This window comes from Devosia sp. SL43, assembly GCF_021729885.1.
Lineage (GTDB): Bacteria > Pseudomonadota > Alphaproteobacteria > Rhizobiales > Devosiaceae > Devosia.
In genome coordinates this window covers 3,929,586-3,950,343 of sequence record NZ_CP063401.1, presented here as the reverse complement: position 1 = coordinate 3,950,343, position 20,758 = coordinate 3,929,586, and the positions used below count along the sequence as shown (strand labels likewise).

At 62.1% G+C, this 20,758-nt stretch carries 24 protein-coding genes; 7 read left to right on the top strand and 17 right to left on the bottom strand.

Features of this window, described 5'->3' with window-relative positions; genetic code table 11:
* Positions 1 to 98 precede the first annotated feature (98 nt).
* Positions 99 to 365, top strand: coding sequence for a GIY-YIG nuclease family protein (locus IM737_RS19290; RefSeq protein ID WP_442874221.1), 267 nt, complete (start codon positions 99 to 101; stop codon positions 363 to 365).
* 134 nt (positions 366 to 499) lie between these two features.
* Here the strand turns inward: IM737_RS19290 and IM737_RS19285 are convergent, their stop codons facing one another.
* Positions 500 to 1,153 (bottom strand): diguanylate cyclase domain-containing protein, encoded by a 654-nt coding sequence (locus tag IM737_RS19285; protein WP_236896858.1) that lies wholly within the window; start codon positions 1,151 to 1,153, stop codon positions 500 to 502.
* 85 nt (positions 1,154 to 1,238) lie between these two features.
* Positions 1,239 to 1,694 (bottom strand): YcgN family cysteine cluster protein, encoded by a 456-nt coding sequence (locus IM737_RS19280; protein WP_236896854.1) that lies wholly within the window; start codon positions 1,692 to 1,694, stop codon positions 1,239 to 1,241.
* Between the two features lie 182 nt (positions 1,695 to 1,876).
* On the opposite strand from IM737_RS19280, the gene IM737_RS19275 reads away from it, so the two are divergent.
* The 3 genes from IM737_RS19275 (at position 1,877) to IM737_RS19265 (ending at position 5,226) form a co-directional block, all read left to right on the top strand.
* Positions 1,877 to 3,988 carry a transglycosylase domain-containing protein gene (locus IM737_RS19275; protein WP_236896852.1) on the top strand — a complete coding sequence of 704 codons (2,112 nt, stop codon included), beginning with the start codon at positions 1,877 to 1,879 and terminating at the stop codon, positions 3,986 to 3,988.
* Between the two features lie 123 nt (positions 3,989 to 4,111).
* Positions 4,112 to 4,684: a DUF1214 domain-containing protein gene (locus IM737_RS19270; RefSeq protein ID WP_236896850.1), complete on the top strand. Its 573-nt coding sequence runs from the start codon at positions 4,112 to 4,114 to the stop codon at positions 4,682 to 4,684.
* Positions 4,681 to 5,226 carry a DUF1254 domain-containing protein gene (locus IM737_RS19265; protein ID WP_236896847.1) on the top strand — a complete coding sequence of 182 codons (546 nt, stop codon included), beginning with the start codon at positions 4,681 to 4,683 and terminating at the stop codon, positions 5,224 to 5,226. Before IM737_RS19270 ends, IM737_RS19265 begins: the two co-directional genes overlap by 4 nt.
* Before the next feature lie 21 nt (positions 5,227 to 5,247).
* On the opposite strand, the gene IM737_RS19260 is transcribed toward IM737_RS19265, so the two are convergent.
* Entirely contained in the window at positions 5,248 to 6,075 is an 828-nt protein-coding gene (locus tag IM737_RS19260) for a hypothetical protein (RefSeq protein WP_236896846.1), read from the bottom strand.
* Between the two features lie 384 nt (positions 6,076 to 6,459).
* On the opposite strand from IM737_RS19260, the gene IM737_RS19255 reads away from it, so the two are divergent.
* On the top strand, positions 6,460 to 7,602 hold the full coding sequence (locus tag IM737_RS19255; RefSeq protein WP_236896844.1) for a DUF2336 domain-containing protein: 1,143 nt from the start codon (positions 6,460 to 6,462) through the stop codon (positions 7,600 to 7,602).
* Positions 7,603 to 7,626: 24 nt separating this feature from the next.
* Here the strand turns inward: IM737_RS19255 and IM737_RS19250 are convergent, their stop codons facing one another.
* From IM737_RS19250 to IM737_RS19240, 3 genes are read right to left on the bottom strand one after another with little or no spacing between them, the layout of a single operon-like run.
* Entirely contained in the window at positions 7,627 to 7,962 is a 336-nt protein-coding gene (locus IM737_RS19250; protein WP_236896842.1) for a DUF1491 family protein, read from the bottom strand.
* Entirely contained in the window at positions 7,963 to 9,141 is a 1,179-nt protein-coding gene (locus IM737_RS19245; protein WP_236896840.1) for a peptidoglycan-binding domain-containing protein, read from the bottom strand.
* A complete protein-coding gene (locus tag IM737_RS19240) occupies positions 9,138 to 10,949 on the bottom strand; it encodes a PAS domain-containing sensor histidine kinase (RefSeq protein WP_236896838.1) in 1,812 nt (603 codons plus the stop codon). Before IM737_RS19240 ends, IM737_RS19245 begins: the two co-directional genes overlap by 4 nt.
* A gap of 337 nt (positions 10,950 to 11,286) precedes the next feature.
* Here IM737_RS19240 and IM737_RS19235 point away from each other — a divergent pair, with 337 nt between their 5' ends.
* Positions 11,287 to 11,580, top strand: coding sequence for a hypothetical protein (locus tag IM737_RS19235; RefSeq protein WP_236896836.1), 294 nt, complete (start codon positions 11,287 to 11,289; stop codon positions 11,578 to 11,580).
* A gap of 158 nt (positions 11,581 to 11,738) precedes the next feature.
* Positions 11,739 to 12,164, top strand: a complete 426-nt coding sequence (locus IM737_RS19230) for a SufE family protein (RefSeq protein ID WP_236896833.1) — start codon at positions 11,739 to 11,741, stop codon at positions 12,162 to 12,164.
* Between the two features lie 3 nt (positions 12,165 to 12,167).
* Here IM737_RS19230 and IM737_RS19225 read toward each other — a convergent pair whose 3' ends face one another.
* From IM737_RS19225 to IM737_RS19175, 11 genes are all read right to left on the bottom strand, one after another.
* A complete protein-coding gene (locus tag IM737_RS19225; RefSeq protein ID WP_236896831.1) occupies positions 12,168 to 13,238 on the bottom strand; it encodes an acyltransferase family protein in 1,071 nt (356 codons plus the stop codon).
* A gap of 54 nt (positions 13,239 to 13,292) precedes the next feature.
* The gene (locus tag IM737_RS19220) at positions 13,293 to 13,787 is read right to left on the bottom strand and encodes a DUF6456 domain-containing protein (protein ID WP_236896829.1); all 495 of its coding nucleotides are present in this window, start codon (positions 13,785 to 13,787) and stop codon (positions 13,293 to 13,295) included.
* A complete protein-coding gene (locus IM737_RS19215; RefSeq protein WP_236896827.1) occupies positions 13,777 to 14,151 on the bottom strand; it encodes a helix-turn-helix domain-containing protein in 375 nt (124 codons plus the stop codon). The genes IM737_RS19220 and IM737_RS19215 overlap by 11 nt, the downstream gene beginning before the upstream one ends.
* A gap of 190 nt (positions 14,152 to 14,341) precedes the next feature.
* Positions 14,342 to 14,764: a MucR family transcriptional regulator gene (locus tag IM737_RS19210; RefSeq protein ID WP_236896825.1), complete on the bottom strand. Its 423-nt coding sequence runs from the start codon at positions 14,762 to 14,764 to the stop codon at positions 14,342 to 14,344.
* A gap of 127 nt (positions 14,765 to 14,891) precedes the next feature.
* Positions 14,892 to 15,245 carry a monovalent cation/H(+) antiporter subunit G gene (mnhG, locus tag IM737_RS19205; protein ID WP_236896823.1) on the bottom strand — a complete coding sequence of 118 codons (354 nt, stop codon included), beginning with the start codon at positions 15,243 to 15,245 and terminating at the stop codon, positions 14,892 to 14,894.
* Entirely contained in the window at positions 15,242 to 15,538 is a 297-nt protein-coding gene (locus IM737_RS19200) for a cation:proton antiporter (RefSeq protein ID WP_236896822.1), read from the bottom strand. Before IM737_RS19200 ends, mnhG begins: the two co-directional genes overlap by 4 nt.
* On the bottom strand, positions 15,535 to 16,014 hold the full coding sequence (locus IM737_RS19195; RefSeq protein ID WP_236896819.1) for a Na+/H+ antiporter subunit E: 480 nt from the start codon (positions 16,012 to 16,014) through the stop codon (positions 15,535 to 15,537). Before IM737_RS19195 ends, IM737_RS19200 begins: the two co-directional genes overlap by 4 nt.
* Entirely contained in the window at positions 16,011 to 17,558 is a 1,548-nt protein-coding gene (locus tag IM737_RS19190; protein WP_236896817.1) for a proton-conducting transporter transmembrane domain-containing protein, read from the bottom strand. Before IM737_RS19190 ends, IM737_RS19195 begins: the two co-directional genes overlap by 4 nt.
* Before the next feature lies 1 nt (position 17,559).
* Complete coding sequence (locus IM737_RS19185) at positions 17,560 to 17,937, bottom strand: Na+/H+ antiporter subunit C (RefSeq protein ID WP_236896815.1); 378 nt, start codon at positions 17,935 to 17,937, stop codon at positions 17,560 to 17,562.
* Complete coding sequence (locus tag IM737_RS19180) at positions 17,937 to 18,362, bottom strand: Na+/H+ antiporter subunit B (RefSeq protein ID WP_236896813.1); 426 nt, start codon at positions 18,360 to 18,362, stop codon at positions 17,937 to 17,939. The genes IM737_RS19185 and IM737_RS19180 overlap by 1 nt, the downstream gene beginning before the upstream one ends.
* Positions 18,359 to 20,740, bottom strand: coding sequence for a putative monovalent cation/H+ antiporter subunit A (locus IM737_RS19175; protein WP_236896811.1), 2,382 nt, complete (start codon positions 20,738 to 20,740; stop codon positions 18,359 to 18,361). Before IM737_RS19175 ends, IM737_RS19180 begins: the two co-directional genes overlap by 4 nt.
* Positions 20,741 to 20,758 lie beyond the last annotated feature (18 nt).

Here is a 20,758-nt window from a genome sequence, read left to right as displayed (position 1 = left end):
TGAGGTGCGAGCTCTTCGCGAGCCTCGAACCACGAGGGCGTGGCACAATGGTGTGACCTGCGCCATACTCCGGCCATGCACGCCTACGTCTACATCCGCTGTCTTCAGACGGCTCCTACTATGTGGGTTCGACCCAGAAGGAGCCGGATCAGCGCACATGGGAACACAACGAGCGGGTGGTCGAAGGTTACACCTCGACGCGCACGCCAGTGACATTGGTCCACACCGAATACTACGAGCGTCTCATCGACGCATTCGCGCGCGAACAACAGGTCAAGAAATGGTCTCGGCGGAAGAAGGAAGCCTTGATCAGGGGCGACTATGAGGGGCTGCCCGATTTGGCGAGCAGGCCGAAGCGCAAATAGTGCCACGCCCTCGTGGTTCGAGGCGCTGAAGAAGCGCACCTCACCATGAGGGCTGATGGTGCATTGAGCTCACAGTAGCCCTCATGGTGAGGTGCGAGCCCTTGCGAACCTCGAACCACGAGGCGTGGCACCGTTCAAGCCGCCTTCCGCTTGCGCTCCTGCGCCGGACGCAGGTCCACTGCCTCGATCCGGCCCAGCCCCTTGCGCTGCGCCTTCTTCAGCGCTTCGGCCGCCGTTTCGAAGAACTTCTTGTCATAGCCGCCCTGCGGGTTGCCCACCGCCAGACCGGTACTCACGGTCACGATGCCGGCATGACTTTCCTTGTGCGGCAGGTTCAGTTCGCGCACCGCATCGGCGATCTTGGTCGCGCAGGCGCGGGCCATCAGCATCGGCAGATCGGACAGCACGATCACAAAGGTGGCGCGCCCCAGTCGCAGGCAGGTATCGCCCGGCCGCGGCAGCTTGTCGGTCACTGCCCGCATCACTGCCAGAACACAGTCGTCGGTATCGGCCTTGCCATAGGCGGCAAAATAATCTGCCATCCGGTCGATCTCGACCACCAGCAGGCTCATCGATACCCGCCGAGCCGCGGCGTGATTCCAGCCGGCGACAAGCTCTTCCTCGATCCGTGCGCCCAGCCGCGGCTTCATGCCAAGCGAACGGGCAATCGCCGCCTGGCCATAGGCGGGCGGCCGATCGTTCGGCGCGGGTCGCGACCCGACCAGCGCCGCGCGAACGCGTGCCCAGAACGAGTCGGCAGTCTCTTTGGCGATAAGGGTGTCGGTCATGATGCGGCCCATCCTAGGCTAGACAGTGCCTCGCGCACCAGCCAATCTGGCCACAACATGGTTAATCAGGGGTAAATACAAAGGTTTAGAGCCGCTCCGGCGGCTCCCATTCGGGCCAGTCCACTGCGTGCTCTTCCCACGTATCGGGCTCGACTTCGTCCTCGCCGAACGTCCGACCCTTTACCGACACGCCCACATCGATCACCGTCTGCGGGTCGCCCGAGATCAGCGGGTGCCACCAGGCCAGCCCCTTGCCCTCAGCGATGCGGCGATAGGCGCAGGTGGTGGGGATCCACTTGATCTCGGTCACGTTCTGCGGCGTCAGCTTGATGCAGTCAGGCACCTTGGCCTGGCGGCCGGGATAATCGGTGCAGGCGCAGCTATCGCCATCGAGCAGCCGGCAGCGGACGTCGGAGGTGATCAGGATGCCGGTATCCTCGTCCTCCAGTTTGATCAAGCAACAACGGCCGCAACCATCGCAGAGGGCTTCCCACTCCGCGTCGGTCATCTCCTCAAGCGTTTTTTCGTCCCAGAAGGCCATTTTAACTCAGGTCTGGTAAGGCTGTTGCCGGTTTGCTCTTGTCGGCGCACGAGTGCAATCATATTCCAGCGATTGTGTTGCTTTGACGCCAACCAACGGACAACAGTCCGTGACGCGTCACCGAGGGATTTCTGGTGCAGGATCCGTTCTATACCAAAGAGAAACGCAAAAAGACCTCCAGCATGCTGGCGGCTGACGCGTGGCTCGATTCCTCGCTCTACGAGTTCTGGCAGTGGCTCGGGCGCGGCTACACGCGATTCCAGGACTTCATGTCCATCTTCCACGTCACCGGCATCAAACGCTTTTTCGTCGAAATCATCTCCGACGGCTTCTCCTTCTTCGCCATCGGCTGCGTCCTCATGGTGGCCCTGGCCCTCCCCGCCTTCGACGCGACGGCGACCGGCGAGTTCAACGAGGCCGAGAACTATTCCGTTGTTTTCCTTGATCGTTTTGGCACTGAGATCGGGCGCCGCGGTATCCGCTCGGACGATTCCGTGCCGCTCGCGGACATGCCGGACTACCTGATCAAGGCCACACTGGCGACCGAAGACCGGCGTTTCTACGACCATTTCGGCATCGACGTGGTCGGCACCCTGCGCGCGCTCGTCACCAACGCCTCGGGCGAACGCAGCACGCAGGGCGGCTCGTCCATCACCCAGCAGCTGGCCAAAAACCTGTTCCTCAGCTCCGAGCGCACCCTCGAGCGCAAGATCATCGAGGCCTTCCTCGCCGTCTGGCTCGAGTGGCACTATAGCAAGGACGACATCCTCAAGCTCTATTTTGACCGCGCCTATATGGGCGGCGGCAATTTCGGCGTCGTCGCTGCGGCGGACTACTATTTCGGCAAGAAGGTGCAGGACATCTCGCTTGCCGAAGCCGCCATGATGGCTGGCCTGTTCAAGGCGCCCGGCAACTATGCCCCGCATGTCGATCTCGCCGCCGCGCGCGGCCGCGCTAATCTGGTTTTGTCCAATATGGTCGCCTCAGGTTTCCTGACCGAAGGCCAAGTGACGGCGGCGCGGCGCCACCCTGCTTCGGCCATTGATCGTATCCAGGACGCCAATTCGCCCAACTACTTCCTCGACTGGGCCTTCGAGGAATCCAAGAAGATCATTGTGGCCACTCAGCACGCCTCGAACAATTTCGTGGTCCGCACCACCATCGACAATACGCTGCAGAAATATGCCGAAGAGGCGGTCATCTCCACGGTGCGCGAGGGGGCCGAGCAGTATGATGTCGAGCAGGCCGCCATGGTGGTCACCGATACCAACGGCGCCGTTCGCGCCATGGTTGGCGGCATGGACTATGCCAAGAGCCAATTCAACCGCGCCATCGTCTCTACCCGCCAACCGGGCTCAGCCTACAAAATCTTCGTCTATTCCGAGGCGTTCGAGCAGTTAGGGCTTACGCCCGCCGACGTTATCACCGACCGCCCGGTCTGCATCGGTGACTGGTGCCCGCAGAACTACGGCCGCAGCTACAAGGGCTCGGTCACGCTGGCCAGTGCCTTCGCCCAGTCCCTCAATACGGTGCCGGTGACGCTGTCGATCAAGACCGGTCGCGACACCATTGCGGCGCTCAGCCACCGTATGGGTCTCACTGCCGACTACCCCGTCACCCGCTCGCTGGCCCTGGGCGTCGCCTCTGTGTCAGTGCTCGACATGACCTCGTCCTATGCCGTCCTCGCCAACCACGGCTACAAGACGCCTGCCTATGGCATCACGCGCATGACGACGCTCAATGGCGAACTGGTCTATGAACTCGACCCCACTGCGCCCAAGGAGCGACTGCTCAGCGAAACCACCGTGGCCAACATGAACTCCATGCTGCGCGGCGTGGTTACCGGTGGCACCGGGCGCCGCGCCGATATTCCCGGCGTACCCTCTGTCGGCAAGTCGGGCACCACCTCGTCCTATCGCGACGCCTGGTTCTGCGGCTTCACCGGCAACTATGTTGCTGCGGTGTGGTTCGGCAATGACGACTACCACCCAACCAACAACCTGACGGGGGGCACACTGCCCGCGGTGGCCTGGCAGAAGTTCATGGCCTACGCCCACACCAACATCGATGTGCTACCGGTCTTCGGCGTCGACTTCGTCCCCGAACAAACTGTCGTCGCCGAAACCGATCCGGCCGCCGTCGAGGAAACCATCGCCGAGCGCCCGCCGAACCTTACACCGGGAGCGGCACGTAAACTCGTCGTCCTCGCCGACCTGTTCAACGCCACACTCAATGCCGGCGGCATCACAACCGAGGCCCGCGCGGCAGTGCCGATGGCGACAGAGGGCTTGTAACCTACAGGGGTTCACGAACGATCCGCCCTTCCGCCCACTCCACCCCCTTGCTATAGGCTTTAGCCAGCCACTTCGCGCAGGTCCTTGCCACCAATGCCGATTCTCGATCAGAGCTACTGAGCCGTGCGCTTCGTCTTCTACCTGTTGATGATGATCGCCGTGGCGCTGACGGTAGGGTTTGGCCTGAGCTACTACGCCCTCACCGACGGTCGCCTCTTTGGCGCCGCCCAGGTCGGGCCCTGGACCGCCTGGCCCGATGTGGGTGCGTCGGCGCCCAATCCCTATACGCGCGGTCATCTTGCCCGTGAGGCCTCGTTGCAGCTTGGCCAGGCTGAGGGCCTGCAGTTTACCGCGACTATCGACAGTGACGGCCAGCCGCTGACCCGCAATTGCAGCTACAGCATCGAGGGCAAGACGCCGCTGGCCACGCTCTGGACCTTGGTCGCAGTGGATGCCCAGGGCGTCAACCTGGCCGCCCCTGACACCGAGCCCTCCATTCGCTCTACCGGCATCGCTCGCGCCAATGATGGTTCGGTGGATATCAAAGTAGGGACGCGCCTGATGCCTGGCAACTGGCTCGAACTGGTTGGCGACGGTCCCTTTGTTCTTGAGCTAACACTCTACGACACCGCCGTGTTCTCTGGCTTTTCCAGCGACGAATCCATGCCTGCCATCCTGCGGGGTGACTGCACATGACGCGCTTCCTGCTCTGGCTGCTGGGTGGCGTGGTTCTGGGCGGCATCATCCACATTATCGTCATCCTCACCCTGCCCCGGCTGGCCGACGAGACCGTCCTGACGCGCATTGCCGCCTTCGACGCCGCCAACCGCATGGTCATCCTGCCCCAGGTCGAAGCCGGCCAGCCCAATCCGCTGAGCCTTGATCCCGACCTCATCTACGGCCTTTGCGTCATCGATCTCGCCAGTGGGCCTGCTTATCTCAGCGGTGTGCTGCCCGACGCCTTCTGGTCGGTTGCCCTCTACAACGAAGCCGGCATTGTAATCTACTCGACGACCAATCGGGACGGCATCGGCCAGATCCTCGAGCTCGGCATATTCAATGCCGCACAAACGCGCCTCCTGGCCCAGCAGCAACTCGACGTAGCGGAAGGGCTGCTGGTCGTGGAATCGGCGTCCAACAAGCTGTTCGCTGTGGTGAAGCTCATTCCACCACATCAGGCGATGCGGCAGCGCTTCGCGCAAGAATTGTCCGAGGCGAGTTGCGGGACCAGGGGATAGTCCCCAACCGCAGCTTTGGCGCTACTTGGGCAGCACAACCTCGCTATCGCCAGGCAGCTGATAGCGCGACGGAATCAACACGTCGCCACTGCCATGCTCCGGCCTGCTGCCACCACAGAAGTCATGCCGATTGGCCCGACCGACATAGACCGACATACGCCGCAGCGTCTCGTCCACCGCCAGCGATTGCTCATGAGGCGTTTCGACAAGCAGGCTGTCGAGCGCAAAGTCATAGCTCTCGTAACGATAGTTCAGCGCCCGCACAAACCACGTGACGAAGGCGCTATTCTCGTGTTTCCGCGCCTCGACCTGATTGGCCATGTCGGGTGGCAATCCGGCACCAAGACCTGCAAGTGCAACCGCACGCTGCCTGTCCACTTCTATGACCGCGCAGATAGCGGCGAAGGTCGTTGGAATGGTGTCGATGTCGGCGGTGATATGTCGGCCGACGGTGCTGTAACGGGTGCGCGAGGATTGGTACTCGGTCTCTCGCAACCAGGCATAGTAGCGCTCGCGCGAGTAATACTCATCCTTGCGGGGCGGAATGATGCGGGTGCGCTGCAACTCGACCGAGCTGTCGAACACCCAGTCCTTGGCATGAGCCGCGACAAGGAAGCGCCAGACGCGATTGTGCATCTCTTCCTCCTGGTCGGTAATATTGAAATTGGAAACCGGCTCTCCACGTGCCCCTGCCAAGCCATTCCCGATGGCAGGCATGGCAGTATCATGGGTGAAGCCGGGCACTGCGCGGCCGAAATCGCCGACCGGACGGGCAACGCAGCCGGCCGTCAGGCCTGCCAAGGCAATAATAGGGATCAGGCGCAGCGCGGTGCGCAGACGATCAGCCACGCTTCCGCTTGGGTCGCGATGGGTCGACAGTCTTGGTTGGCGGCGTCCCGCGTTCATAACGCACCCCGGTAAACATCAGGATCTGGGCGTCGCCGGCGGTTCTACGCGCAGCGCTGACGGGCTTTCGCCGCCGATCAAATATGACGAGCTTTCCCAAGCTGTCCTCCAAAATCAATTCGCTTCCCTTCCCATGGGGACAGCGTCTCGTGTTGCACATCAGTCGGCACGACGCCCCTCGTGCTCGTTCTTCTAGACTGGCGAATATGAATCTTACCTGTCGACCCCATTAAGAGATCGTCAAGGTTAACAGTCTGCTAACGAATTGGCGGCAAGAGTGGCCTTGCATCGAATGTGATGCGATTCCGAAGTGACGGTCCCCGCGATATGCTTGGTTTTCAGCCTTACGAGACGTTTCAACTGCTGATCGAGACCGGCGGCGTCGACCGCACCAACACCTTGCTCATCGCGGCGTGCGACGCCTATGCTCGCCGGGGCAAGCCGACCCCTCCCGAAATGGAACAGTTCGAGGCTCTTGCCAGTCGCCTCTTTCCTATTGCCGGGCCGCAGGCGAAGGCCAAAGGTGCGGCCATTCTCGGTCGTGCGGAAATGTTGTCCCCGACTCTGGAGCAGCTGGTCGTCGAGAATATCGGCGAAGACCTCAACACCTTCCTGTCCGGCGCCGCTGAGTTGTCCGAGCAGACCATGCTCGATATCATTGCCCGCTACGACGTCCCGTCCGCCTCGACCATTGCCGCCCGCGCCGACCTGTCCAATGTCGTTCTGGCCAAGCTGTTCCAGATGAATTCGCGTAAGGTTTACCGCGCCCTGGCCTCCAACACCGCCATCGTGCCACGCGGCGCCTATCTCAGCGCCCTTGCCCGTTCGGCGCAGATGGACCACATGGTCGCCGAGTCGCTGGCCAAGCGGGACGACTTCGACGCCGCTCTGCTGGCCCCGGCTTTCTTCGACTTATCCGACATCGACAGGGTCAAGGTGATCCAGGCCTTTGCCCATCGCGAAACACCGGTCGCGCCGATCCGCAAGACCATCGAGCAGCTTACCGTCGCCAATGCGGAATTGACCAAGGCCCTGATGAAGCTGTTCTCGGAGAACCGCCGCCCGGAAGTCACGCGCCTGCTCAGCCAGATCACCGGCCTCGACGAAGTGCGCTGCGGCCAGATCGCCCACGACGTGACGGGCGCTTCGCTCTTCGTCATCCTACGCGCCTTCGGCTGCAGTGCCTATGACGGGCTCAAAGTGTTGATCCACGCCACCAGCCACGACAGCGAACGCTCGCGCGCGCTGGCCGACTTTGCCACGCTCTTTGGCAATGTGACGCCAGAATCAATGGCTTACCTGATGAGCGCCTGGCGCGGAGAGGTGAACCTGCTCGAACTGGCCAAGCCGGAATACAAGTCCTTCACCGAAACCAGCCGCCGCACGCCGAGCATGTCGCCAGCCCACAATCCGGTGGTGGAACAGGCGATTGAGGCCCTGGCCCGCATCGGCATCAAACGCGCCAGCTGAGACTTGTCCCGGCCCTGCGGTACCTCAGATCACGATTTCGATCCCTGGATCTTCGCCGCGAAGATCGACACTCACCACCCATAGATCTGGGTCAAACTCGATCTCCCGGGCAATGCGCTCACGTACCTTGTCTGGTTCAACGCGGTTGAAGCGGCGCTGAAATACCAGACTGGCATCATCCTTGCGGCTAGCCATAGGCGCGGGGGTAAACAGCGAAAGCGTACGGTCCAGGTGGTCGACTTCGATGAACACCTGCCCGGCAATCGGATCGCCGCGCCTCGACACCACGCACATATTTCCGAGATCGTTGTGGCGCCTGACGAAGGCGCTCACCCAGATGTCGCTGCGCAGCAGGCTCACCTAGATCGAAGCGCCGGCTTGGCGCAGCAGACCCACCAGGTCCGGCTTGACCTCGCCGGTCACCCGGTAGCTGTGGAAGTTCTCGAACTCGCGGATGGCCTTGGCTGTGGCATCACCCGGATGCCCGTCAATCGAGCCGTGATAGAAGCCAAGGCTTGCCAGGCCACGCTGGATCTGGCTGACCAGTTGGACGTTGTTAGCCGGCGCTACCGTGGTCGCCGCCATCACCTGATCGGGCACCGGGTTGGGCTGCACGGCCGTCACCGGCTGCGGCGCGGCCATGGGTTCGAGCGAGGCGACCTGCACCGGTGCTGGCATGGGCTGGGCGGTCGTCGCCATCATCGGCAAGGCAGGCGTTGGCGCCACGCCTTGCGACACGGGAGTCGCACGTGCGCCACCGACGGCAGCAACGATCGAATCGATGGTCTGCGCCGCAGCATTGCCCACAGCATCGACGGCGTTGTCCACCGGGGTCAGTTCCGGCAGTCGCGCCGCAACTTGCGGTTGCGGTGCCACGACGACAGCCTGTTGGACCGGCGCCGGCTGCACCGTCACGGGCGCGGGTTGTGGCTGAACGACAGCTGCCTGCTGCGTTACCGGAATCATTCCCGAAGCGTCAGCGCGCAGAATGGCTTCGATCACGTCGGGGGTCAGCGCCCCTGTCGGCTCCATGCCATTGCGCTGCTCGAAGGCGCGAATCGCAGTGGCGGTCATCGGGCCGTAAAAGCCATCGACCTTGCCATTGAACAGACCAAGTTCGGTCAGCTTCTTCTGCACTTCGAAGGCCTGCGTGTTGCCGACCGGCGCGTTGGGTATCGCCTGCGGACCCGAGGCGACACTGCCGGTGGTGTCGGTGGTTACGACAGCCGACGCGGCGGGTGCAACGACGGCAGTCCGCTCGGCGGGGATTGGCGCCAGCACAGGCGCATCCGCGGGTTGAGCGACCGGCACGGGCACATCGCCCGCTGGCGCGAAGAACGGCGCGGGATGGCGAGCCGTCTGGAAATAGAGGGCATTGCTGCCGGCCAGAGCCGTCAGCGTCACCATCGCCATCAGGCCGGTCGAGGCAAGTGGCGCGCGCATATAGTGGGAGAACGCCCAAAGACCGGCACGACCCAGTGAGGTCGCAACGGCACTACCCGCCGCGAGGGGCAGGCGCGTGAAAGTGGTTGCCGTCATTGCGCTTTTCTTTTTTCGACTTGCCATGGGGTATCAGGAGCGGCGGCTGGCTCTCTACGGAGGGGTGTCACGGTTGCAGTTTCGTCGGTCTTTATTGCTGGACCGTTTATAGGCAGCAAGACAGTCATGGTTGTCCCTGCCCCAATTTCGGACATGGCACGCAACGTGCCATCATGCAGGTCCACCAGCCCCTTGACGATGGACAGGCCAAGGCCGGTGCCCTCATAGCGCCGCGCCAGGCCATCCTCTGCCTGGAAGAATGGCTCGCCGATGCGTTTGAGTGATTCTGGGGCCATGCCGACGCCGCGGTCGCTGACCGACAGGTTGACGCTCTGACCCTGCCGCTTGAGGGTAACCGTCACGGTACCACCCGGATGGCTGAACTTGATGGCATTGGACAGCAGGTTGAGCAGCACCTGGCGGCAGGCACGCTCGTCGCCGATCAGCATGGGCAGGGCCTTGCCGATCTCGGGGACGAGGTGAACACCGCGCTCCTTGGCCAAGGACTCTACCATGTGGAAGCATGGTTCAATGATGTCCTGCACCAGGAATGGCTCGGTCTGCAGCTCGAACTTGCCCGCCTCGATCTTGGACATATCGAGCAGCATGCGCACGACCTCAAGCAGATGCTTGCCGCTCTGGTGGATCAAACCGGCATATTCGCGATGCGTCGTCGACAGCTCGCCGCCGATGCCTGATGTCATCATTTCGGAGAAGCCAACGACGGCATTGAGCGGGGTCCGCAACTCGTGACCAATGGTGGCGAGGAATCGCGACTTGGCAATCGACGCCTCCTCGGCAACGCGCCGGGCCTCGGCCATGGCGACTTCGTTGTCCTTGCGGTCGGTAATGTCGCGCAACAGGGCGACAACCTCGTACCGAATTGTGGAAGGGTCGGCATCGATCACAGGGGACAGGCTGATTTCGACCCAGATGAAGTGGGGTACGCTGGAGGCCGAACGCGGGTCGTCCTGACGCATGCGCACTTCGATGACCCGCGACTTGCCGCCCTGGTTGGCGTCAGCAAAGGCGGTCAGGTATATGGGACGGTCGAGTACATGCAGCCGCTCACCCAGACCGCTACCGGTGAGTTCATAGCGACGGCAGCCGAACAGGGTTTCGGAGGAGCGCGAGGCGAGCAGCACTTCGCCATCGCTGGAAAAGCGGATCACCGCATCCTGCACATGTTCGATCAGGTGCCGATAGGCGGTGACCTGGGCCTTGTCGTAGACCTCATAGGCCGCATTGATGCGATTGGCGGTATGGATGACAACGCCAACGGAGGCGATGAAGGTGACGCCAGCAGTTGCCAAAAGAATGTGGCTAGGCAGAGGAATTGTCGGCACGACAAAAGTGGACGCTAGTGTGCCCAGGGCAAGTACGCCCACCAGCATCATCCAGCTCTGACGACGCAGGGTCTGCCGGCCCAGCAGCGATGCCAGTACCGGTGCCATCAGCGCGATAGCAAGGCCGGCGTCGCCGAATTGACTGTCGGCCAGGGTCAACAGCAAACCCAAGGCCAGCATGGTATAGACCTGCCCGGCCGCAGCGTCTTCAAAACGCTGACGCTGGTGCAGAGCAAGCGTGACCATGCCACTGCCCAGGCCGATAGCGGCCAGAACGATGGGAAGTATCGCGGCTGTCACCAGCCAGTAGACGGCCAGCGGCATCATCAGCGCGCTGACGATGATGGCGATTCGGGAATTGTTGGCGAGCGTCTTGCGGCGCAGCATTTCCGGCCGATGGCCGGTGCCGGCAATGGCCAGACTCATCTCTTTGCTTGCGCCGAAAGAGAACAGGCTACGCATACGCATTACTCACTATAACGACGCCAGCTGTGGTGGTGCCTGGGCACCGGGAACGCGGCCTTGCTCGCCGCGCACCGCCTGAATGAGCTTCAGGTCTCGTTGCCTTCACACTGGCCCTCAAGAGCTAAAGCCGGCTTAAATCCCTGTCGGCCAATAGCTTGTGGGCACCGGCCTGACGCCCTTTCTGGGGTTAGCGTAAACAAGCCGTTGCCCGCTCGGGACCGCTCGCGCGCATTTGCTTCAAATTTTATCGAATTGTCCCAAACCGGCTTAATGGGCCGGGGCTAGGGTCATCTTCGCAAGGGCAGAAGCCCCCTAGAGATTTCTGGAAGAGACCATGTTCACCATTGTTCGATCCGTTTTCTGGCTGACCGCCGCCTATATGGTGATCAAGCCCGGTGTCGACCTTCCCGATGCCAATGCCCTCGCCATCCAGGCGATGGCAGCCGGGACGCAAGTGGTCGCCGAACAGGTCAGCAATATCGAATGTGACTCGTTTCAATGCATCGGCGGCAAGGCCGTCGTCGCTACTGCTTTGCAGACTTCCCCGTCGGTTGGCCTTCCCATGCATGAGACGCCGACCAGTGTTCCAGTTCCCTATCCAAGACCTCGATTGGACCGCGCGGGATAGCGGACGCCTGCCTCAGGCGCCCGAACTCGACCCCAGGGCCGCGTCACTTCCCCAAGCGACGCACTCCAGCGACCCTGGCCCCTGCCCCAAGCACGCTGCCCCGTGCTTGGGGTTTTTCTTTGCTTGCGGTGCAGTCGACGGCCTCCTAGATAGGCAGCATGACCGAGCCAGCCGCCTTTCACGACATTGCCGAAAACCTCTCCTTCCTCGACGACTGGGAAGATCGGCTGAACTACGTCATTGAGCTGGGACAGGCGCTGCCGACAATGGACGATGCCGACAAGACCGCTGAGAACAAGGTCAAGGGCTGCGTATCCAATGTCTGGCTGGTTTCCAGCGTCGACCGCAGTACAGGCCAACCTGTGATGGACTTCAGGGGCCAATCGGACGCCATTATCACCAAGGGCCTCGTCGCGATCCTGCTGGCGCTCTATTCGGGCCGGCCAGCCGCAGAGGTCGCCGCGACCGACGCCGTCGCCTGGTTCGGCAAGGTGGGATTGAGTGAGCATCTTGGCATGCAGCGCTCCAACGGCCTCGTCGCCATGGTCAACCGCATCCGCGCCGAAGGCAAGGCGCTGAGCTGACGCCTATTCTGCCGGCGCTGCCGTCCGCTTGGGCGTAGGCTTGGGTAGAAATATGCTGCTAAAGAAGCGCAGCACCGGCTTCTCTACGAGCGAATACATGATCAGCCCAGCCACGGTGCCACCGGCGATCGATATGATGGCGACAAAATAGTCGGCCCAAATATTTGCCGGGTCGAGCAGCTTGAAGGCAACGCCGGCCAGGATCGCCACTTCGTAGATATGCACGAGATAGATCGAATAGGAGGCGTCGCCGATGCGTTCGAGCAGAGCAATCCGCGGCAATACCGGCTCGAAGCGGACCGCCAGCAGCACCAGGGCCGAGGCAAAGGTGACGAAACCGACAAAGGCGAAGCCGTCTTCGACTATGCCCCGGTCAAACGCAAAGCCCTCGACCAGCGCCGCAAGGCCAATGATCAGAGCAGCATAGACGACCTTGTGCGGCAACGCGCCGAGGCGTCCGCGCAATGTCGCCAATCCGAGCCAAGCACCGGCGCAAAAAGCCAGCGGCATGAAGGAAGTGTAGAACTGCGGAACGGCCGGTTCCGGCGAAAAGACGGCACCGATCACCGCTAGTGCGGTAAAGGCGACTGTCAGCCAGACCACCCGAGCGCCCGCGCCAAGGAATGCCAGTAGCGCGAAGCAGATATAGAAGAAGACCTCGTAGTTGAGCGTCCAGCCAAGCTTGTAGAGTGGATGAATGCCCTCGCTGACGGGATTGTAGAACGGGATGAACAGCAGCGACATCACCAGCTCTGCTCCGTCGTAGACTGTCGTCTTGAACAGTTGCGGTGCAAACAGCGCCAGTGAAGCAGCCAGCAACGTTGCCGCCCAATACATGGGCACGATGCGGACGAAGCGTCGCCGCAGGAAGTCCAGTGCAGCGAACTTCCCGTCGCCGGTCACGGCCACCATGATGAAGCCGGAAATCACGAAGAACAGGATGACTCCCAACCAACCGAGCCGACCATAGGCCAGGTGCTCGCCCACCAGAGGATACAGCAGCGCATGCGAGGCCAGGACTAGAATAGCCGCAAGGCCGCGCAAATACTGAATTGTGAGGAACTTCTGACGCATGAAACCTGCGTAGCACGAACCGCGTCCGCCCAGTCATTACCGTTCCTGTCGTAGTTAAGGTTCGCTTCCAGCGATGATCGGCAATCGTTCGGGCAGCCACGAACGCGTCTGCCCCTGCTCGACGCCTTGCGCCTGTGGCGTCAATCCAAGCTGATGCGCCAATTGTTCAAGCGCGATGCGCAGGACCAGCTTGGCACTACGACGCGGCCAGCGCCTCTCGGTCTCCACCAACTGCAGACCCTTGCCGAACGCACAGACATCGATCATCACGCCCCAACAATCAGGCGGGATGGTCCGCGCCAACTGATTGAGTTTCTGGCGCGCCTGGGCGGCCGTGTCGGTCGCTTCTGCGGCACTATTGCCCGAGCGGTCGCCGCCACCAACCCGCGCCGTGTCGTAGGAGATGGTCACACGAGGTGCCAGGTGCGATCGTTCGATGAGCCTTTCCAAACGCCCTGCTGCGAGCAGATGGTGCGGAAGCAGGAAAGGTTGCCCCTCGCCATCGCGACCGCTCGCCAGGCGCAACACGACAGTGTCATCAGTGGACATCGACGGACACTCCATCGCGCTGTGCCTCGAGGCGGCGCTCGAAGCCCGACACCTCTTCGTCAAACACCGGATCGTCACGCATATCCTCGATCAACGCACACGCGTAGGAGACAGTAGTCCTATCCCGACCAAAGGCAACGCCAACCTCGGCAAGGCTGCAACCGAGGATAACGTGTGACAGATACATGGCCAGCTGCCGAGCTCGCGCTGCAGAGGCCCGGCAGCGTGACCTGTGCGTAAGCAGCAGAATCGGCACATGTTTCTCGCGGGCAACGAGCGCGATGACATCATCGCACGCACATAGAGAAGCCTCCGCCGTCGCAGACGGCCTCGGCTGACTAGGGGATGGCTGGGAATCAAACATAGGGCTGGCCTCGTCGGTATTAAGGAATTTATTCCTAGATACTGCGACGTGCAAGCAGGGCGGGGATAAGTCGAATAAGTGTCCAGAAATTCAAACGGCCGCCCTTGGGAGCGGCCGTTTGAACTGAGTTGTCGCCGGGGCCTAAGTCTGGTCAGACTGTCAGCGCGGCGTTTCTTGGCGTGGTGATCTATCAGGCGGCCTTGCGGCCCAGACCATTGTCCTTGGCCAGCTTCGAGCGGGTTGCCGAATAGCTGGGGGCAACCATTGGGTAATCGGCCGGCAGGCCCCACTTCTCGCGGTATTCTTCCGGCGAAAGATTGTAGTGGGTGCGAAGATGGCGCTTCAGGGATTTGAACTTCTTGCCGTCTTCGAGGCAGATGATGTAGTCGGGCGCAACAGACTTGCGAACCGGCACGGCAGGCTTGAGCTCCTCTGCGGGAAGCGGAGCTTCGTTGGACGAAAGAGCGCGCAGTGCACCATGAACGTCGGCGATCAGCTTGGGCAGATCGGACGGATTCACAGCATTGTGGCTCACATAGGCTGCAACGATTTCGGTGCTGAGCTCGACTAGTTCGTGCTCGTAACCATTCGCCGAGCCGGCGGTGTCACTCATATTTCAACCTTCCATTTTTCTTATTGGGCAGCGACAAGGGCAGTCACAGCCGTACTACGATTACTAGGACCGTTTACTGATAGCCGCAACCCGACCCTGGCAATTAACATGTTACCAAGTGCAGTAATTATGCCGAAGGAGTTTGTTCGCTTTTAGACTTGAGATCATCGATCTCCGTTTTCACGCCGGGTTGATATCCGCCGCGATGACTTGCGCGAGCCAGCAGATGAGCTGACACCGGCGTAGTGAGCAAAAGGAACGCGACAGCGATTATTGCTCGCAGGGCGACGGTGCCATCGAAACTGACCAGGGCAACTGCCAGCAGGATCAGGCCACCGCCAACGGCGCCGGCTTTGGACGCGGCATGCATGCGCGTATAGAGGTCGGGCAAACGCAACACGCCGATCGCTGCCAACAGCGAAAAGGCCGCGCCGGCCAGCAAGAACGCGCAGCCGAGATAGATGGCGAGATCGACAATCATCGCCGCTCCTCCTCTTTGCTCTGACGTGAGAGCATGTAACGCACGAAGGCAAGGGTTGCCAGGAAGCCTAACAGAGCCAGGGCAATGGCAATGTCGAGGTACAGCGTAAGCCCAGTGCGGATGGCGATGGCGCCGACGAAGCCCATAGCGATGACCGTTAGTAGGTCCAGCGCCAGCACGCGGTCGGCCAGTGTCGGCCCGATGATGACGCGCATGGTCCCTATCAGCAGGGCCAATCCAAGCAACACCAGTGCAATCATCGTCGCAATAGGCAGAAGTTCGGCAGCAGTCATTCGAACACCTCGCGCACCCGGCGCTCGAATCCCCCGGCGATCTCGGCCACCAATTGATCGCGGTCCGTCAGGTGCAGCACATGAACGTAGAGAGCGCTGCGATCATCGGCGATATCCACGCTAAGCGTACCCGGCGTCAGCGTGATGAGGTTGGCGAGGAGCGTGATTTCGACATCTGACTTCACCGTCAGCGGAAAGGCGATGATGGCCGGACGCAGCGAGGCCCGCAGACTGGGTCGCAGCACGATCAGCGCGACACGAACGGCGCTCACAAGGAGTTCCCACAGGAACAACGCGGCGAGTGCAGCGACCCGCCGCAGCCGCCCTGCCTTCAGAGGCTTGGCCAGGCCGTTGCGAAGCAGCACGGCCGTCAATAGGCCGACGCCCGCACCCAAGGCAATGTTGGGCAGGGAGAAGTTGCCGGTAATGGCGGCCCAGATCAAGGCAAGGCCGACGATCGTCAGACTCACGTTCATGGCGCAACTCCCGCCAAGCCCACTGCCGCGACATAGCGCGCCGGGTCAACGAGATCGGCTGTGCCCAGCCGCACGGCCTCGAACATTGGGTTAGGCCACAGGCCGACCGCGACGATCAGGGCAACCAGGGCGCCCGTCGCGACCATGCGTAGTCCTGCTGAACCAACGGCCGGTGGCGGGTTCGGCGCAGTGCGCCAGAAGATATGCGACCAGAGGCGCGTACCGGCAATGAGAGTGAGCACCGCGTTGACCAGCAAGGCGACCACCATCACGGCGCCCAGCCAGCCACCCTCGCCAATACCTGCCTGAAGAAGCAGCAGCTTGGGCCAGAAGCCGAGGAACGGCGGCATGCCTGCCGTGGCAAGAACCAGTATCAGGAAAAGCATGGAAATCGACGCGCTCGCGGCATAGAGCCCGCCCGTGCGCCGACTGTCCGTCTCACCGGTCTGCCGTTCGATCAATCCCGCGACGAGATAAAGGGCGGTCATGGTCAGCATGGCGTGGAAGATATAGAGGCCAGCGCCGCCAAGGCCTTCCGTCGATGGCATGGAGATCCCTGCAAGCACCGAACCTATGCCGCCGATGACCAGAAAGCCGATGGCGCGGCGCAAGTTGGTCTCTGCAATAGCGCCCAAAGGCGCAATCAGCAGCGTGGCTATAGCAATAGCGACAAGCACCGGCTCAAGCAGGTCGCGACTGGCGGGCAGGACGATCACCAGGACACGCAGCAGGGCATAGGCGCCGACCTTGGTCAGCAGGCCCGCCATCAGCGCAGAAACCACCGCTGGCGGCGTATGATAGGATGCAGGCAGCCATGCGTTGAGCGGAAAGGCTGCGGCCTTCATGCTGAAGGCCAGTAACAAAAGCGCCGCCACGGCGGCCATGGCGACCGGATTGGCCGCCGGAGCTACCCGCATGATATCGGCCATGTTGAGCGTCCCAAGCAGCCCATAGAGCAGGCCCAACGCGAGCAGGAAAATCGTCGTGGCGAGAAAATTCAGGAAGCCATATTTGACGGCGCCATCGAGCTGGATTGCCCGGCCACCGATCACCATCAGCCCGAACGAAGCGATCAGCATGACTTCGAACCAGACGTAGAGGTTGAACAGGTCGCCCGTGAGAAACGATCCCGTGACGCCGGCCAGAAGCAGTAAGACCAGCGAATGGAAGCCATCGCCGGCGGCCTCTGTCGGTCGGTCGGCTTCCGCATAGGCGAGCACAATCAATGTCACGACGGCGGCAGCCAGCGCGAAGGCTGCACCGAAGACGTCGGCGGCAAAGCTGATACCGAAGGGCGGCAGCCACTTGCCCATGGTCATGCTGAGCGGCCCGGTCTCGGCAACACGCAACAGCAAGCTGGTTTCGCAGGCGATGATGCCAACCACGATCAGCGCAGCGAAGATGAAGCTGAGCCGCCCCCATCCGCGCAGCAGCAGGAGCGCGGCGGCGCCCAACAGCGCCAGCACGATCGGCAGCACTATGACCCAGTCGGCCGCCGAGGTCAGGGTATCGATCATTGCCACCGGCAGCGCGAGTTCGCCCATATCAGTAGCTCAACGGGGGATGCGGCGCGTCGGGCGGCTCAGCCACGCGCATGGTGTCGGTATTGTCGGCATCAAGGCTCTGGTAGGCGCGGAAGGACAGCACGAGCAAGAAGCTGAACATCGCAAAGCCGATGACGATCGCCGTCAGTATCAGCGCCTGCGGTAGCGGATTGGCAATCGGCCCGTCCGGTTGCGTCAGCCCGTCAGGCACGATCGGAGCGACCGACCGCGTGAGCCGTCCGGCCGTAAAGATCAGCAGGTTGACGCCGTTGCCGAGCACCACCAAACCCAGCAGCATGCGGATGAGCGAGCGCGACAGCAACAGGTAGACGCCCAGCGACACAAAGCAGCCAACGAGTGCGGCAACCGCATAGTCCATCAGGGCGCCTCCCCGTCGTCGCCCTCGAGGGCCAGGGCAACCGAGGCGATGGTGCCGAACACGACCAGGTACACCCCGATATCGAAGATCATCGGCGTTGAGAGCGGCACCTCGGTCTCGCCAAGGTTCAGGTAAAGCCAGATGCTGGTCATGAACGGATTGCCGTTGAAGATCGAGAGCAGGCCGGATAGCGCGGCAATGAGCACACCCAGCCCGGCAAAGCTCAGCGGATCGAGCCGCAAGGCACGACGCGCCTCGGCAGCGCCCATCGACATGCCGAGGACGGCGATGGCGGAAGCCGCGATCAGCCCGCCGATAAAGCCGCCGCCCGGCTCGTTGTGGCCACGGAGGCAAATATAGACCGAGAAGACCAGCATGATGGCCACGATAAACGGCGCGACCGTACGGAAGATGACGGTGTTCATGGCATCACCTTCGGCTGCTGCGAAGCCGCTGGCGGCAGCGATGCCGTGCCTCGCCTGCGCAGCAACACCATGATGGCAATGCCGGCCGCCATCACGACCGAAATCTCGCCCAAGGTATCAAAGCCGCGATAGTCGACGAGGATGACGTTGACGATATTGGCGCCGTGGGCAATGGGCACGCTGGTCGCCGTAAAGAACTCGGAGAGCCGAGGATCGAACGGACCCGACAGCACGACCATCAGCAACAGGCTCACCCCTGCACCGCAGACCAGCGCCAGGGTACCGTCGCGTGCCAGGTCTTCGAACGGCCGCCGGTCGCGCTCGTCGAGGTTGAGACGCGTCATGACCAATGCCAGGATCACCACCGAGAGGATTTCGACCATGAACTGGGTGAAGGCCAGGTCTGGCGCGCCGAACAACAGGAAGATCAGCGCCACCGCCGTGCCCTGTATGCCCAGCGCCAGAATAGCCACCAACCGGCTCGACGCCGTAAGAATGGCCCCCAGGCCAACCAGTGCCAGCACGATCACGCCCCACTCGTAGGGCAACAGATCCGGCCAGTCGAGCTTGACGCTCCAGAGACCCAGGTCGGCCGTTGGCAGCAGAGGCGTGATGCCTCCCATAACGAAGAGTGGCACCGATACCGCGACCGCTAGCATGGCAAACACGGTCACCAGATACATTTCCAGCCGACCATGATGCAACAGGCGTGTCACAACGCCGGCAAAGCGGATCAGACCGAACATGAGGGCATCGAACACCGTGTCGGCAGTCCAGCCCAGCGCGACCTCGAAGCGGCGCAACAGCGTGCGGACAGCCGATGCCTGGCGGTAAACCACAAGGCCGAGGGCCCAGGTGGCAGCGGAGAGCCAGAGCACCGGGCTGGCAAAGTTTATCGCCCAGGTCAGATGACTTTCAATCGGATTGCCCAGGATCGCGGTTCCGGCGGGCACCAGCACTGAGTGGCCAAACCAGTCTGTCAGCAAGGCCGCAACGATCCCGACCCCGCCCAACACCAATGGTCCGGCAAGCATGGCTATTGGTGCCTCATGACCCGTCTTGGGTGTTGGCATGGGCGCACCGAGAAATGGCTTGATCACCACCAGCGCAGCCACGCCAGCCAGCACAGCGTTACCCGCGACCAGGACAACCAAGACGACAAGCTGCGACCATTGCGATCCGAGGAGGTCGAGATACATCTCTTCCTTGGCGAAGAAGCCGAGTGTCGGCGGCAGGCCGATCATGGCGGCGCTGGCAATTGCCGTGGCGATAAAGGTCAGAGGCATGCGGTCAGCCAGGCCGCTGAGCGCCGTGATGTCGCGGCTGCCGGCTTCGTGGTCGATGGCGCCGACCGCCATGAACAGCGCTGCCTTGTAGAGCGCATGCGCCACGAAATAGAGCACCATGGCAGCGATCGCTGTTGGCGTTCCCAGGCCGATGAGTAAGACAAGCAGGCCGAGCGAAGCGATGGTCGTTTGCGCCAGAACCTGTTTGAGATCGGTTTGCCGGATCGCGCCCAGCGCTCCCCAGAGCAGCGTCAGACCGCCGAAGCAGACCAGGATCACGGTCCAGGCCTCTGTCCCGCCAAGGCTCGGCGACAGTCGGGCCAGCAGATAGACGCCGGCCTGCACCATAGTGGCAGAATGCAGAAATGCCGAAACCGGAGTCGGCGCTTCCATGGCATTGGGCAGCCAGAAATGGAACGGGAACTGTGCCGACTTGGTGAAAGCGGCGATGAGGAAGCAGCCCAAAATTACGCCGTAAAGGCCGTGGCCACGCACGGCCTCACCCTGCAACTCGCTCAAATCCCACAGTCCGGTCGCCTGCTGCAGCAGGATCACGCCGACCAGCAGCGCCATGCCGCCAATATTGGTCACAACCAGCGCCTGTATCGCGCCGCGACGGGCGGCCTGGCGCTCATGGTCGAAGCCTATGAGCAGGAACGAGGTGACGGCCGTCAGTTCCCAGAACATGAAGAGCGCCAGCATATTGTCGGCCAGCACGAGCCCCAGCATCGAGCCCATGAACGCGAGCAGGAAGACCATGAACCGCCCGAGATGGGGATGACCCTTGAGGTAGGCGCCGGCATAAAGAACGACCAGCGTGCCGATGCCGGTGATGGTGAGCGCAAAGGTAAGGCTCAACCCGTCAACGAAGAAGCTGAGGTTCAGATTGTAGCTGGGTACCCAGCCAATCACGCCGCGAACAGCGCCGGCTCTCGCAACCGGCTCGATCAGCGTCCACAGAAACAGGAATATCGCCGTTGGCACAAGGGCCAGTACCCAGCCAGAGAACGGGCGCGCGATCCGGTGCACCAGCGGCGCCAGTGCTGCGGCGCCGAATGGCCCGATCGCCACCAGCGCTATGCTCGCATCCATGCCCGGCCCCAACACGCT